This window comes from Paenibacillus sp. N3/727, assembly GCF_022637315.1.
Taxonomy (GTDB): Bacteria; Bacillota; Bacilli; order Paenibacillales; family Paenibacillaceae; genus Paenibacillus_AQ; species Paenibacillus_AQ uliginis.
In genome coordinates this window covers 629,984-645,311 of the sequence record NZ_CP093336.1, presented here as the reverse complement: position 1 = coordinate 645,311, position 15,328 = coordinate 629,984, and the positions used below count along the sequence as shown (strand labels likewise).

Here is a 15,328-nt window from a genome sequence, read left to right as displayed (position 1 = left end):
AATGAGTATAACCGCTATGACATTCAACTTACGTGTAAATGTTCCTACAGACGGCACTAATGCATGGCCTTATCGCAAGCATCGCGCGGCTGCCATCATTGGAGCCTCCGCTCCTGATATCTTTGGTACGCAAGAGGGTACTTCCGCTATGCTGAAGGATTTAGATGAAGCTTTGCCTGACTATTATCGAATTGGAAGCGGCCGCCTCGGAGAGGATAACCACCCGAACGATGAATACTGTGCCATCTATTACAAACATGCTGAATTAACACCATTAAGACATGGACAATTCTGGCTGTCCGAAACAAGTGACGAGCCTGGAAGTATCAGCTGGGACAGCAGTCTTCCCCGCATTTGCACCTGGGTTTGCTTCCAGAGCAAGAGGATTTCCGATTTCCAATTTTATGTCCTTAACACACACTTTGACCATATGGGTCTGATTGCAAGGCAAAAAAGCGCACAGCTGGTGCTCGAAAAAATTCAGCAGTATCGTGAAGAGGACCAGATTCCCGTCATTCTCATGGGAGACTTTAATGCTTCTCCAGAACAGCCAGAAATCACTACTTTAGGGCAGCAGCTGCAGAACGCCTATACCCTTCTCAGCGAGCCGGTCGGCTGTACATTCCATGATTTCAAGGGAGGTCAAGACGGTGAGCCGATCGACTATATCTTTGCTACGCCGGATATCGAAATGACGGAGATCCATATATATCGCGATCAGATTGACGGTGGTTATCCTTCAGACCACTATCCCATTTCCGTCAATTGGAGGCCTGCGCGTTCATGATTAAGTACTAAGAATACAAATTCTTTCTAAGACGGAACGATATATTCAGGCTCTCATGCCATCGAAGAAACGTTTTGTTGACTCCTGCGAGGCCCTTATATTCCAAACCTTAGTCTGGAGGCGGTCGAGCTTTATCTCGCCCAGACCGGAATTATTCTGGAGAAGCAAAGCGTTCGCCCGAAAGCTTTCCACAGGAAAGCTCGCATCGGAAGCATAAACTGTCCCCGGATTTCAACATTTATATAAATATATAAAAGAAATCTGGGGGCAATAGCGACCGGAAGAATAATCCACATTCGTAGTGATGCTCAGGCTAAGAATCTTTAGTTCAACTTATATATAAGAAACTCAAACTATTCCAAAACAACCGTCGTATATGGCGGCAAAGTAAGCTTGCTTCCGTTCAAAACGGCTGCATCCCCCGTCGTTTTGAAAAGCATGGAGAAGGTTGGCTTGCCGCTCTTCGCCGCCAAATCGACCGTTTTCTCAACATCAGACAGGTTATGGACGACAAGCGCCTGTTTTTCCTTCGTGCGCCTTACATAGGCCATCACCTGTTCGTCGCCAGATGTAAACGAAATAATGGTTCCGTTCCGCAAAGCTGGCATCTCATTGCGCCACTGAATCAGTGTGCGGTAGCGGGACAACAATGAATCCGGATCTTCCAGCTGCTGCTCCACACCCTGAGTACGGTCACCCTTGTTATATTTCAACGCTTCCCAGGTCGTTTGACCCTGATCGCTGCCCGTATTCGACCAGATCATTGGCTCCCGAATCTGCTCATCGGGTTTACCTCCCTGCATTCCAATTTCCTCGCCGTAATATATAAACGGATTTCCCGGCATCGTCAGAAGAATACCTGCCGTCATTTTGGCCTGATCCACGTTGTTGTTCAGCTGTGTCATGACTCGGTTCTGATCGTGGTTCGTTAAAAATACAGCATCTGTGAACGCCCCATTGGACACTTTGCTGAACAAGTTGTACGTACGTTCCAGAGTAAAGGCTAGATTGTTGTCCTTTCCGTTCTGAGCGGCACTGATCATCTTCTCTCCCAGACCGAAGTTAAAGCCTGAGTCAAACGCTTTATCGAGATACGGAGCGATAGAGCTGACCGCATTCTCCCATACCTCGCCAACGATATATGCATCGGGATTGATCTCGTTCATGCTGCTCCGGAATTCCTGCCACCAAGCGACATTTTTAGCTGTTGTTGCTTCGGATTTATCGGAAGCTAGATCCTCATAAATATGCTTTGCTGCATCCAGTCGAAATCCGTCGACTCCCTGCTCTAGCCAAAATTCCCCGATATCCTTCATTTCTTCTCGAACAGCCGGGTTGTCAAAGTTCAAGTCGGGCATGCCGCCCCAGAAAGTGCCCATATAATGGGCGCCGTTCTTCTCATGCCACGGATTTCCGCTCCCGGCGGCACTGGAACCGGACGGCTCCTTTCCCTGATCCTCTGCCCACAGGTACCAATCCCGCTTAGCAGACTCCTTATCCGAAGCAGCCTCTACAAACCACGGATGCTCCGTGCTGGAATGATTCACGACCAAGTCCATGATCACTTTAATTCCACGTTTGTCGGCCTCCGCCAACAGGTTTTTGAAGTCCTCCATCGTTCCGTAATCCGGATGAATCTCGCGGTAGTCAGTTACGTCATACCCGTGGTACGAAGGCGATGGATTAATAGGCATAAGCCAGATCCCCGTCACACCGAGATCATCTGTCGTTTCAGGATTCCCGTCATTCAGATAATCCAACTTCTCTGTCACACCATTCAAATCGCCGATCCCATCACCGTCAGAATCGTAAAATGAACGAACAAAAATTTCGTAATAAACATCCGAAGGCTGCTCGTCAACTTCCGCCTGTGACTGTACCGGTGCCGGTTCCGTGATAGGAACTGGAGTCTCCCTAGCTTCAAGCTTTTCTCCACTGCCACAACCAGACAACAGTCCACCAAGGAGCGCAGCACTTGCAAGCCAAGCTGTCATTTTCCGTATATGTACTTTTTTTGAACTCTTCATAATCATCTCCCTTTCCATCGTCATCAATCTCAAATCCCAACACTACACAGAATAAATGCAAACGTTTGATCAATTTTGAATTAAAAACAAGGAATACAGCGGTTATAATTGTAATAAAAGCCAACAAACGGTGTTCAATCATCTATGTAGCCGCTTTCTTATTTATTCCATCATAACCTACACGGCTAATTTGTTAAATCGTTTGCACTAGTTCAGATTTAGCGGTTTTTAGCTTTTAAACAGCGATAATAAAAGCATTTCTCCGCTTTTCTAACGCTGCCTTCATTTTTTGAAAAGTTTGTGAATTTGTACTCCTACTGTCTTCGATACGTATTTACAAGGGTCCTGTTTAGAGATAAGATAACAGTGTGAAACCGTTTAAAAGACACTAGTTTATTGTCATTTCTACCAAGCGAAGCATATCGGTTCTTTAATATTTCGAAAAAAAGCAAACGGTTCCACTGGAGGTTTTTTATGTCTGTAACGATAAAAGATGTAGCGAAAAAAGCGGGCGTATCCCCCTCCACCGTGTCCAGAGTTCTCTCCAATCATCCCAGAATCAGTCGAGAGACTTCACGTAAGGTCAAGGAAATCATGGAGGAAATGGGTTACCACCCCAATATAATGGCTAAGAGCCTCGTCTCAAAGACGACCGAAAGCATCTGTGTCATTCTTCCTAAACCGGCTGAAGAGTTGTTCCTTAACCTGTTTTTTATGGAATTAATCCGGGGGATCGTTACCCAAGCGAATCGATCGGGCTATGACGTGCTCATCAGCTCTGGTGGTAATGAGAAGGAAGAAGTCGAAGCCGTATCGCGCCTGCTTAACGGGCGACGCGTAGATGGAGCCATTTTGCTGTATTCACGACAGGAAGATCCTGTAGTGGAGTTTCTGAAGTCTCACAATTACCCTTTCGTGCTCGTGGGAAGAAGCGATAAATATCCTGATCTGCTGTCCGTGGATACCGACAACGTGCAGGCCGCATACGATGCAACCAAACATCTCATTTCCCTCGGCCATGAACGAGTCGGTTTTGTCAGTGGTCCGCCCAATCTGGTCGTATCGCAAGACCGGATGAAGGGATATGCTCAGGCCTTGGCTGAATCGGGACTTGAAATGCGCAATGAATGGATTGTAGAAGGCGAGTTTTTACAGGATAGCGGGTACCGTGCCATGTCCTTCTTTATGAATCTACCGGAACGCCCAACTGCTCTTGTCATTGTGGACGATATCGTATCGTTCGGAGTGCTCCGCGGCTTACACGAATTGGGATACAAAGTACCTGAAGACGTGTCAATTATTAGCTTTAACAACATTTCAATTACTGAATTATCAACGCCACCGCTGAGCAGTGTGGATATTGGTATTTACAATCTGGGATATACCGCCTCACAGGCGCTGATTCAAAGCATCCGCCATGATGGCGAAACCGCGCTGCCGAACCGTTATATTATTCCGCACCGGTTAATGATTCGTGAATCTTCTATGTATTCCAGGCCTAAGTAGGAACAACACGGTAATTAAATAAAAGAAGCATGTCATGTGCTTCCTTTATTTTTTCAGCATAGTACAAACGTTTGCACTTAAATGGGAGGATCCCTTATGACTACAATTAATGCCTGTTTGTTTGATCTGGATGGTGTCCTTGTGGACACTGCCAAATACCACTTTATCGCTTGGAAACAGCTCGCTGAAGAGCTGGGCTTTACGTTCACGGAAGAGGATAACGAGCGTTTGAAAGGCGTCAGCCGCATGGCTTCTCTGGACATCTTGCTTGAAATCGGCGGGGTGAAGCTAGACGAAGAAACCAAGCTTGAGCTGGCCTCGAAAAAAAATGCTTGGTATGTCGATTATATTTCTAAAATGGACGCCTCTGAAATTTTGCCGGGCGCCCTTGAATTCGTGAAGGAACTGAAGTCGCAGGGCATCAAGGTTGCGCTTGGGTCCGCCAGCAAAAATGCGATGCTCATTCTGAATAATACGGGTCTCACGCCGTATTTTGATGCCATTATCGATGGTACTAAAACGCAAAGCGCAAAGCCTGATCCGGAGGTATTCCTCCTCGGCGCTCAGGAGCTCGGGATTACACCAGCCGAATGCGTCGTATTCGAGGATGCGGAAGCCGGTGTTGAAGCCGCCATCCGTGCCGGGATGCGAAGTGTAGGCATTGGTTCACCGCAGACGCTAGGACGCGCCAATCTGGTCGTACCCACTCTGGCAAATTTCTCGTTTAACAGCCTAAAGGAACTGTAGGATAGCGGCGATTTACGCGCATAGCCTCCCGTTTCAAAGGGCATAATTCATATTTTTGCAAGCTTTCATACCTAAACAAAAGGAGCCGGTGATTGTGAAGCAATATTTAAAACTTGATGAATGGTCAATTATTGAAGAAGGATTCGATCCGCATAACCATGAAATTTCTGAGAGTGTTTTTAGTATCGGTAATGGCTTTATGGGCCAGCGTGCTAACTTTGAAGAGCAGTACAGCGGAAGTTCCCTGCAAGGTAGCTACATGGCCGGTGTTTATTATCCAGATAAAACACGTGTAGGCTGGTGGAAGAACGGATATCCCGAATATTTTGCCAAGGTGCTTAACAGCACCAACTGGATCGGCATTGATGTTGACGTTAATGGCACATCGTTGGATTTGGCGAAATGTACCGTGAAAGATTTTGTACGCGTACTTAATATGAAAGAAGGCTATCTGTCCCGCAGCTTTACAGCGGTCATGGAAGACGGCAAGGAACTGAAGATTGAAGCCGTTCGTTTCGTCAGCATCGTCCGTCATGAGATCGGGAGCATCCGCTACTCTGTAGCACCTCTGAATTTCTCAGGTGAGCTTACCTTCACACCATACCTCGACGGCGATGTGAAGAATAAAGACTCTAACTATGACGAGAAGTTTTGGCTGGAGGTGTTCAAAGAAGCGGGTCAAGGTACAGGAGCATTGACGATTAAAACCAAAAAGCTCGACTTCCATATCACCTCAGCTATGTTCTACGAGATTTTGAAAAACGGTGAGAAGCTGAATCTGGATGCTGAGATCATTGAACGGGAAAAATTCGTTGGAAACCGGGTATCCGTTCAAGTTAACGAAGGCGAAGAAGTATCACTTTATAAATATGTCGCAAACGTTACTTCCCGTAACCATGGCCTTGGTCAATTGGTCGAAGCTGCCCGCGAGGTGTTGAATACAGCCGTACAGGCAGGATTCAATGCACTTCTTAGTGAACAAGCGACTGCTTGGAGTGACAAATGGAAAGAAAGCGACATCGTCATCGAAGGTGACGTTGCTGCACAACAGGCGATCCGCTTTAATATTTTCCAGCTGAACCAAACGTACAGCGGTGAGGACGACCGCCTGAACATCGGGCCTAAAGGATTCACAGGTGAGAAATACGGCGGTAGCACCTACTGGGATACAGAAGCCTATTGCCTCCCATTCTACTTGAGCACAGCGGACTCCAGTATCTCCCGTAACCTGCTCATTTACCGTTACAAGCATCTGGAGAAGGCAAAGGAAAACGCGAAAAAGCTCGGATTCACTAAAGGCGCACTGTATCCGATGGTGACGATGAATGGTGAGGAATGCCACAACGAGTGGGAAATCACGTTTGAAGAAATTCACCGTAACGGGGCCATTGCTTATGCCATCTACAACTATGTGAATTACACCGGTGACTTCGCTTACCTCGGTCAATACGGTCTTGAAGTGCTTGCGGAAATATCCCGCTTCTGGGAACAGCGTGTCAACTACGTTCCTGCCAAGGACCAATATGTAATGCTTGGTGTGACTGGCCCGAACGAGTACGAGAACAACGTTAACAACAACTGGTACACGAACCGGATCGCTTGCTGGACGATGGAATATACACTGGATGTGCTGAACTATCTGGAGCAAAACGAGCCAGAGCGTTATACGGAGCTGGTTGGCAAGTTGAATCTTCAGGAAGAAGAAACGACAAAATGGCAGGACATTATTAATAAAATGTACTATCCAGTGGACACTGAGCGCGGTATCTTCCTGCAGCAGGACGGCTTCCTTGACAAAGAGCTTGTACAGGTTAAAGACTTGGATCCGAAGCATCTCCCACTGAACCAAAACTGGTCATGGGACCGCATCCTACGTTCGGTTTACATTAAGCAAGCCGACGTGCTGCAAGGATTGTTCTTCCTGGGTGACCGTTATGATCTGGACACCAAGAAACGCAACTTTGATTTCTACGAGCCGTTCACCGTGCACGAGTCCTCTCTCTCCCCTTGCGTGCATTCCATTCTCGCATGCGAACTGGGATACCAGGAGAAAGCGTATGAAATGTACCTTCGGACCTCACGTCTCGATCTGGACAACTATAACAATGATACGGAAGACGGCTGCCATACGACCAGCATGGCGGGCACCTGGATGTCTGTTGTTCACGGTTTCGGCGGTCTGCGCGTCAAAGACGGTGTGCTACACCTGAATCCGTTTGTTCCTGGACACTGGACTTCTTTCTCCTTTAAGGTTATGTTCCGTGGCTCCCGCCTGAAGGTGAACGTTACAGACAAGGAAATTATCGTCTTGAACGAGACTGATATTCCAGCTGTTATCAGTCTAAACGGCAAAGAGCACACCATCAGCGGTATGGGTGACGTAAAAGTGGCCAGATAATTAGATATACAAAATGAAGTCTGACGGGTATAAGAATAAGGGTACTGTCTCAAAGACGGTACCCTTTTTATTTTTGTAGAATATCTGCGCCTCACATCGTCCCTTACGAACATATCAAACTGCGTTCATAGTCACGTGGCGGGCGGCTGTCCGGCTTTCCGAACAAATAACCTTGGGCCAGCTCTATGCCGATTCCGCAGCAAAATTCAAATTCTTCACGTCGTTCAATGCCTTCAGCCAGCACCTTCGCACCAAAATCATGGGCGATGTCCGTAATGGTCAACAGCTGTTTTTGCTGCGCCGGGTTCACATCACAATGGTCAATTAGACTCCGGTCGATCTTCACATAATCCGGCTTCAGCCTGATCATCTGTTCGAGCGTGGAATAGCCGGCTCCAACATCATCCATCGCTACGGAGATCCCATTTCGTCGGTACACCTCAAATATGGATTGAAGATGCTTCACATCATCCATACGCTCTGTCTCAACCACCTCAAACACAAAATCCGTCGGTTCAAGCGACAGCCGTTCAATCGTATCAAAGGTATGAGTGAGACAAAATTCCGGATTATATATGGAAGAGGGCAAAAAGTTCACAAAACGCTTAACACCCTTCGGTAGCCAAAGAGCACTCGTCTCAATTGCTGATATTCTGGCTGCACGATCCAAGAACGAATGCAGCCCTGTCTTACGCGCAGTTTCAAACAGCTCATAGGGCTGAAACGGCACGCCGTTCTCGCTCGAACGCAACAAAAACTCATAAGCTACAATCTGTTCAGAACCGTCCACAATCGGCTGCATAAAACTCGTAAACTGCTTTTCCAAAATCATGTTAACAACATCAAAATGCTTCATGCGTTCCTCAAATTCACGTAGTGGTATCCACTTATGCTGAACATCCGGTACAGCTCCTCCAGTCACGTAAAAGTTCAATTGCTGCCGGATGAACGGGGGAAGATCTTGCATAAGCTGCATTAAGAAGAGCATTTCCTCACGATCACTGTAATGGACGGCACAGCTTTCCGGTGTCTCTTCCACAGCACGGCCGTTCTCACGGAACATCAAAATCAGCTCGGCAAATACCGGACGTATATGAATGGTTCCCTGGTCCTCAATCGGTTCAATGGTGCTGCAGTTATTGCAAAACATGATTGTCCTCCTCAGCAAACTCACTCACTATCTATACTTCTTATCGGCATATAGCTTACAAAATCTTTGCAATTTTTAACATTTTTATGATGAAACTGTAGGTGAAGATTGGGCATAAAATTGCCAGTCTACCCCATTTTCCTTGGCTGCATACATCGCAGAATCAGCTCGTCCGATCAACTCCTGATCATTCGCGGCATGATCCGGATATACCGCGAGTCCAATGCTAGCCCCCGTCTGGATCTCGACTCCCTCCAGCTCATAGGGCTTACTCAAGAGCGCGCTAATCTGGTCAGCTAGTTCCGCCAGTTCTCTATCGTCCACGGCAGGATAGACCATAACGGTAAATTCGTCCCCGCCCAGACGGGAAACAATCATTCGTCCGCTGTCCAAGGAACACAGTCTTCGTGCTACCATTTGGATAAGCAGATCACCGGTCCGGTGACCGTAGCTGTCATTCACGGATTTAAACTGGTTCAGGTCCATATACAGCAGACCCAGCCTACTCCCCTTTTGGTCAGCATCCTCAATGCTCTCCATCAGTTGGGTATTGAAATAACGACGGTTGTACAAGCCTGTGAGATCGTCATGATGGGCGAGATACTCACTTTGCTTCAAGCTGACGTGCAGACGCTCCATCAGCCGGTCATTTTCCAATTGGATGAGCACCTGACGAACCAGAATAAACAATACGCTAAGCGACAAGCCTGTAAACAGTCCGCTCCATCCCTCGAATCGCTCCGTGATCAGATAAAAAAGCCACCCGAGAACACCGTACGGCAGCAGATACTTTACCAAAAACGTCCCAAATGCAGGCTGCTTGTCCTTCACGATGTCCTTTTCCCGCATTCCAGAAACCGAACGTACGCCCGCCATTCCGATAAGGAACACAGCTGTTGTCCAGAGCAGATCCAAATAAGGGTTCGGAACAGCCCCCACCAAATCGACAGTAACTAAATAAAATAGATTACCGATTACAAAAGCCAAGCCACCAAAACAAAGATACACTGCAACCATTGCCTGAACTTGCTTGGCATTAGCATACAAGACAAGTGTGAAAAATATCAGTATAATGCCGCACACTGGATACATCAGGTTTACCCAGAGCAAGGTCCCTTCTCCTTCTAGGAGGTAACCCTGCAGTTGAGGCTTCAAGAGATATTCCCAACTTACCGTAATAAAGACGATAAATATAATAACGATATCAAACATAAACCGCAGACCTCTAAGCAGTCCTTGTTCGTGTCCGAACAAATAGACTAGCCCTGTGGTAAACAACACCATCTCCATGGTCCAGAGCCAATCCGCGGCGCTCAGTTCAGCCAGATATTCTCCCTTGGTCCATATCGGATATGCCCATACGAACTGGGCTAAGCCTTCGCAGATCAGCCCCAGCATGACCAACAGCCAAAAAATCCGCAGCGATCCCATATGCCGCAAGGCAGCTAAAGCGAGGTATCCTGAAGCGGTGAGCGGCGCGATAACTGTCAGGACCCTCTGAACAGCCACGGCTTCCGGAACCCAAAGCACAACCATAAATTGAACAAACAAATATATGACCGCCAGCCTCAGCGGTGCCATTCGTGCTATATTCCAGTTCATAAGCGTTCCCCCTGTAAAAGGTTAGCTTGTGTAGACATGATGTATGTAGTAGGCCTAAAGAATTATGATATTTATCTATTGTAATGATACTTTTTACCCACCAGGAAGTAAAGAATAGAACGCAAAAGTGTAAGATTTGAACCTACCTGTGGAAGATCTTCTCCCTTTTACAGTATAATGAAACCATAAAAAGACCCGACGCCGACGGTTAATCACCCCCTTGGATGCTTGCCGTTGCTGCCGCGGGCCTAACTCTTATCAGTTTGGTAGCTTACATGCTTCATATGAAATTCGTGTAACCCCACTTGACAACTAGGAATTAAATGCTATGATTCTTTTAATTTCTTAAACTTTCATTTTAAAGGAGTGCCTAAAGGATGTCACAGAGACGACTGGATCATGTAGGTATTGTGGTGCGGGACCTGGATAAGACGCTTGCATTTTATACGGAAGTTGTCGGACTTGAGCTAAAAGGACGGCTTACACATACGAACGGAGTCATAGAGCTGGCATTCCTCGGCTTTCACGGTGCAGATGAGACCGAAGTCGAGCTTATTCAAGGGTACAGCGATTCCCTTCCGGCTGAAGGGACGGTACATCACTTTGCTGTAAGCACAGACAACATTGAAGAAGAATACGCCCGGGTAAAAGCTCTGAATGTACCGCATTTAGATGAAGAAATCGTTACTCTGCCAAACGGGCATCGCTACTTCTTTATTCACGGTCCCGAAGGGGAGAATATTGAATTTTTCCAGCGCTGAGGATATCCATAGCTTTCAGGCCTTCACTGGACAGATGTTGAACGCCGGACTATAATACACGTAGTTAATCATAAATTATGTGAACAACTTCATAAGAACCGGGGTGCTGGAATTGGCCGGCTGAGATTGTATACCTTAACATACTGACCCTTATACCTGATCTGGGTAATGCCAGCGTAGGAATGTGTATCTAGCGGTCTCTTTATACCGCTATCAACCTTTGCGCTCGTATGCGTCCCGAATTTCGGGACGCTTTTTTTGTGATTAGGTAAGTAGAAGTAATTGTTCAGAAGGAGAGAGAACATGGTACGGAATAAAAGATGGATGTCCTTGGTCATACTCTGCACGGTGCTGCTTGTCGTTGCCGGATGCGGAAACAAAGAAAAACCGAACAATGAAGGAGCTAGTGATTCGAACAAACCTGCTGCTGAGCTGCGGGACGTTCAGGTCATGCTGGACTGGTCGGCAAACACGAACCATACAGGGCTTTACGCTGCAAAAGATCTTGGATATTACGAGGAGGAAGGGCTCAACGTCAAGATCATACAGCCTGGTGCTGGTGGCAGTGATGCTCTGGTCGCCTCAGGCAAGGCTGACTTCGGTGTCAGCTACCAGGAAAGTGTCACTCTGGCACGGACTCAAGGCGTGCCGCTCGTTTCGATCGCAGCCGTGATCCAGCACAATACGTCCGGGTTTGCCGCTCCGGTTGACCGGAATATTAAAAAAGCAGCCGATTTTGAAGGAAAATCTTACGGCGGCTGGGGTTCCCCTGTAGAAGAGGCTGTGATGAAATCGATCATGGAGAAGGATAATGCCGACGTAAGCAAGGTAAAAATGATTAATATGGGAGATGCGGATTATTTCACTGCCGTGAAGCGCGATATTGATTTTGCCTGGATCTTTTATGCTTGGACCGGTATTGAAGCCGAGCTTCGCGGAGAGAAACTGGATATGATTTATGTAAAAGACTATTCAGAAGCGCTGGATTATTATACACCTGTACTGGTCACGAGCGAGAAAATGATCAATGAAGATCCGGAACTGGTAAAAGCGTTCATGCGCGCCACGGCTAAAGGCTATGACTACGCCATTAAACAGCCGGAAGAAGCAGCTGCACTCCTCTCCAAGGCGGTACCCGAGTTGGACAAAGATCTGGTGCTGGCTAGCCAGAAGTGGCTCAGCCCGCTCTATCAAGACGATGCTCCCCGCTGGGGAGAACAGAAAGAAAGCGTATGGAAGGGCTATGCTGATTGGATGTTTGAACGTAAACTGCTGGATAAGCCGCTCGAAGCAAGCAGCGCGTTCACGAACGATTTTTTACCGGATAGCCCATAAATCGCAGAACCATAGATCCGATATAACGAAAGGATGGAATGGACCATGGCAAGTACACTGCTCAGCATTCAAGTGATTCCCAAGACGCCCGACGGTCGGGATAGCATACCTTATGTAGACGTAGCGATCAAAGTCATTCAGGAATCAGGCGTCAAATATGAGGTGAACGCGCTGGAAACGACACTGGAAGGAGAACTGCCAGAGCTGCTGAAGATTGTGAATGATATGCACGAAGCACTTTTCCAGGCTGGTTGTCCGAGCGTCATATCCCAAGTGAAAATCGCGCAAAATCCTGAAGGAATCAGCATGGACCGGCTGACTGAGAAATATCGTCCATGAGGATTTGGTGGAATCGTCTATGGCCGCCCTTTGTGGCGGTCCTCTTCTTTTTAACAGTGTGGCAGCTGGCTGTCTCCTTGTTCCATGTGGAAGATTGGATCCTACCTCCGCCTTCGGACATCGTCAGGGAAGCCGCTGCCGGAGCCGAAGATCTGCTCGGACATATACTTGCCACCCTGCAGCTGACACTGATTGGCTTCGCCATCGGAACAACTGTCGGTCTGGTTATCGCGCTACTTCTCCATCTGGTCCCTTGGATGAAAACCGCACTATACCCGCTTCTCGTCGTAAGCCAAAATGTGCCGACAATTGCGCTGGCTCCACTGCTCATGATCTGGTTCGGGTTTGGAATCTTACCTAAGGTTATTGTCATTACACTCGTGTGCTTCTTTCCGGTCGCCGTCTCAGCCATGGATGGTCTTGCTCGTACTGACCGGACGATGATGAATTACATGGAGATGGCTGGTGCAAGCAAATGGCAGACGTTCCGCAAGCTGGAGCTACCTCATGCCCTCCCCTCCATCTTCTCTGGCGTCCGGATTGCCGCTACGTATTCGGTCATGGGTGCGGTGATTGGGGAGTGGATCGGCTCGGACAAAGGAATCGGATATTTCATGATGCTGCAGAAATCCGCATACCGTACGGACCGCGTTTTTGTCGCTATTTTTATCATTGTCTTGTTAAGCCTGCTCATGGTTGCGCTCATAACTCTGCTGGAGCAACGGCTCACCCGCTGGAATCCGAAGCAGGAAAAATAATCTTCGCACCAATTTACAAATAAGGGAGGTGTTTTCAGGTGAAGGTCAAATTAAACCCTGCGAGCCAACAACACCAAATGGATCATCCTGAAAACTCGAATGAGCTCTCCTCTCCGCCTGTGCTGGAAGCACGTGGTATCACTAAGTCATTCCGGGATCGCAAACAGGAGGTCCGGGTACTGGATGGTCTTTCACTAGCCGTACAACCTAGACAATTCGTCTCCATCATCGGACCATCCGGCAGCGGGAAGAGCACGCTGTTTCACATTATAGGCGGGCTAACTGCGCCGGACGCCGGCAGCATCTGGATGGACAGCGCAGATGTAACCGGGCAAAAGGGCTTGATCGCCTATATGCCACAGCAACCTGCCCTTTTCCCATGGCGCACGGTCGAGGACAACGTGCTCCTTCCACGTGAACTCGCCGGTATGCCCAAGGTACAAGCACTGGAGGAAACGCGCCTCTGGATTGAACGGGCGGGACTTACCGGATTTGAAAAGGCTTATCCGCACACACTATCAGGCGGCATGCAGCAACGGACCGCTTTTCTGAGAGCGATGATGAGCCCGCAGGAGGTGATGTGCCTGGATGAGCCGTTCAGCGCACTCGACGCGCTGACCCGCAGCGACATGCAGCGCTGGCTGCTCGATATATGGGAGGAGCATCGTCGCTCCGTTCTGATGATTACACACCATATTGAAGAAGCGCTGCTTCTGTCTGATACGGTGTACGTCATGTCGAGCCGTCCTGCCTCCATTTTGCAAAAAATCGAGGTGCCTTTCCCTCGTCCCCGTCGGGAAAATATTCTGTCAGATCCGGCTTTCTTGGACTTGAAACACGAAATTTCTGCTATGATGCGTGAAGAACTGCGGAAGCGCTGAACTTTTGCGCCGCGCGCAGCTCTCACCGTGCGTGTGGCTTTGCATGACAGAGGTCGGCCACAGCGGGAATACGGCTGTATAAGATAAGGAGATGAAAAAATGGCATCTGTTCATACAATACCGGATATGGATTCCTTGAATTATCCCCTGATCGATGCTCACATCCATCTGGATACATATCCAATAGATCAGCAGCTTTCCATTGTTGAAAGCCTGCCCGGATACGGTGTGGAATCCGTTATCTCCGTATCCATGCATCTGGAATCTTGCCAGCGCAATCTCGAACTGGCACTCCGATTTGTTGACCGCGTGAAACCCGCCTTTGGCTATCACCCTGAACAACAAATGCCGTCTCCAGCCGATATTGACTCCCTATTCGCCTTTATGGAAAGCCATCTGGATGAGATGATCGCTGTGGGAGAAGTCGGGCTTCCTTACTATTCCCGGATCGAAGCACAATCCAACGGTAAGGATTGGGACAACCGCCCTTACGAGGACTTGCTGGAGCGGTTCATTATATTTGCCAAAAAGCATGACAAGCCGGTCATCCTTCATGCCGTCTACGAGGACGCTGATATCGCCTGTGACCTGCTGGAGAAACATAGCGTAACATCAGCTCACTTTCACTGGTTCAAAGGGTCGCTGGGAACGATCCAGCGGATGGCTGATGCGGGCTACTGCATTTCGTTCACCCCGGACCTGCTCTACGAGCAGGAAATTCGTGAACTGGCGCGCCTGTACCCCGCCGGTCAGGTTATGTCCGAAACGGATGGGCCATGGCCGTTCGAAGGACCGTTTCAAGGCCAGGTAACACACCCTCGCATGACCACCGACGTCGCATCAGCCTGGGCCGATATTCAAGGCTTCAGTCTGATGGAGGCACGCCGTATTTTGTATGACAATGCCCGGCGGTTTTATCGTATGAGGTAGATCTAAAGAGCTGATTGCCTGACGGTCAAATGCGATAGTCAGAGCGTAACTCCACTAACATAGATATAGGAATAAAAGGGGCTGAACCAAAAGTTACACTTGGCAGC

Annotated in this window: 13 protein-coding genes and 1 riboswitch; of the genes, 10 read left to right on the top strand and 3 right to left on the bottom strand. The window is 48.2% G+C overall.

Translation table 11 applies throughout. The features are described 5' to 3' along the window. The first annotated feature begins 1 nt into the window (after position 1). Positions 2 to 787 (top strand): endonuclease/exonuclease/phosphatase family protein, encoded by a 786-nt coding sequence (locus MNQ98_RS02880; RefSeq protein ID WP_241931839.1) that lies wholly within the window; start codon positions 2 to 4, stop codon positions 785 to 787. A gap of 353 nt (positions 788 to 1,140) precedes the next feature. Here the strand turns inward: MNQ98_RS02880 and MNQ98_RS02875 are convergent, their stop codons facing one another. Then, a complete protein-coding gene (locus MNQ98_RS02875) occupies positions 1,141 to 2,814 on the bottom strand; it encodes an alpha-amylase family glycosyl hydrolase (RefSeq protein WP_241931838.1) in 1,674 nt (557 codons plus the stop codon). 474 nt (positions 2,815 to 3,288) lie between these two features. Here MNQ98_RS02875 and MNQ98_RS02870 point away from each other — a divergent pair, with 474 nt between their 5' ends. The 3 genes from MNQ98_RS02870 (at position 3,289) to MNQ98_RS02860 (ending at position 7,465) form a co-directional block, all read left to right on the top strand. Beyond that, the gene (locus MNQ98_RS02870; protein ID WP_241931837.1) at positions 3,289 to 4,320 is read left to right on the top strand and encodes a LacI family DNA-binding transcriptional regulator; all 1,032 of its coding nucleotides are present in this window, start codon (positions 3,289 to 3,291) and stop codon (positions 4,318 to 4,320) included. 96 nt (positions 4,321 to 4,416) lie between these two features. Beyond that, the gene (gene pgmB, locus MNQ98_RS02865) at positions 4,417 to 5,067 is read left to right on the top strand and encodes a beta-phosphoglucomutase (RefSeq protein WP_241931836.1); all 651 of its coding nucleotides are present in this window, start codon (positions 4,417 to 4,419) and stop codon (positions 5,065 to 5,067) included. A 94-nt stretch (positions 5,068 to 5,161) separates the two neighbouring features. Continuing rightward, the gene (locus tag MNQ98_RS02860) at positions 5,162 to 7,465 is read left to right on the top strand and encodes a glycoside hydrolase family 65 protein (protein WP_241931835.1); all 2,304 of its coding nucleotides are present in this window, start codon (positions 5,162 to 5,164) and stop codon (positions 7,463 to 7,465) included. A 103-nt stretch (positions 7,466 to 7,568) separates the two neighbouring features. Here the strand turns inward: MNQ98_RS02860 and MNQ98_RS02855 are convergent, their stop codons facing one another. Together MNQ98_RS02855 and MNQ98_RS02850 are read right to left on the bottom strand one after the other, a co-directional pair. Then, positions 7,569 to 8,615: an EAL domain-containing protein gene (locus MNQ98_RS02855; RefSeq protein ID WP_241931834.1), complete on the bottom strand. Its 1,047-nt coding sequence runs from the start codon at positions 8,613 to 8,615 to the stop codon at positions 7,569 to 7,571. A gap of 84 nt (positions 8,616 to 8,699) precedes the next feature. Next, a complete protein-coding gene (locus MNQ98_RS02850) occupies positions 8,700 to 10,217 on the bottom strand; it encodes a GGDEF domain-containing protein (protein WP_241931833.1) in 1,518 nt (505 codons plus the stop codon). Between the two features lie 377 nt (positions 10,218 to 10,594). Between MNQ98_RS02850 and MNQ98_RS02845 the strand changes: the two genes are divergently transcribed. The 6 genes from MNQ98_RS02845 to MNQ98_RS02820 all read left to right on the top strand — a co-directional run bounded on the left by MNQ98_RS02845 (position 10,595) and on the right by MNQ98_RS02820 (position 15,221). Then, the gene (locus tag MNQ98_RS02845; protein WP_241931832.1) at positions 10,595 to 10,978 is read left to right on the top strand and encodes a VOC family protein; all 384 of its coding nucleotides are present in this window, start codon (positions 10,595 to 10,597) and stop codon (positions 10,976 to 10,978) included. Between the two features lie 89 nt (positions 10,979 to 11,067). Continuing rightward, positions 11,068 to 11,178: riboswitch (TPP riboswitch) on the top strand. Between the two features lie 103 nt (positions 11,179 to 11,281). After that, complete coding sequence (locus tag MNQ98_RS02840; protein ID WP_241931831.1) at positions 11,282 to 12,313, top strand: ABC transporter substrate-binding protein; 1,032 nt, start codon at positions 11,282 to 11,284, stop codon at positions 12,311 to 12,313. 45 nt (positions 12,314 to 12,358) lie between these two features. After that, the gene (locus MNQ98_RS02835; protein WP_241931830.1) at positions 12,359 to 12,652 is read left to right on the top strand and encodes an MTH1187 family thiamine-binding protein; all 294 of its coding nucleotides are present in this window, start codon (positions 12,359 to 12,361) and stop codon (positions 12,650 to 12,652) included. Next, positions 12,649 to 13,410, top strand: a complete 762-nt coding sequence (locus MNQ98_RS02830) for an ABC transporter permease (RefSeq protein WP_241931829.1) — start codon at positions 12,649 to 12,651, stop codon at positions 13,408 to 13,410. The genes MNQ98_RS02835 and MNQ98_RS02830 overlap by 4 nt, the downstream gene beginning before the upstream one ends. A 77-nt stretch (positions 13,411 to 13,487) precedes the next feature. Further along, positions 13,488 to 14,291: an ABC transporter ATP-binding protein gene (locus MNQ98_RS02825; protein WP_241933824.1), complete on the top strand. Its 804-nt coding sequence runs from the start codon at positions 13,488 to 13,490 to the stop codon at positions 14,289 to 14,291. A gap of 99 nt (positions 14,292 to 14,390) precedes the next feature. Next, the gene (locus tag MNQ98_RS02820) at positions 14,391 to 15,221 is read left to right on the top strand and encodes a TatD family hydrolase (protein ID WP_241931828.1); all 831 of its coding nucleotides are present in this window, start codon (positions 14,391 to 14,393) and stop codon (positions 15,219 to 15,221) included. Positions 15,222 to 15,328 lie beyond the last annotated feature (107 nt).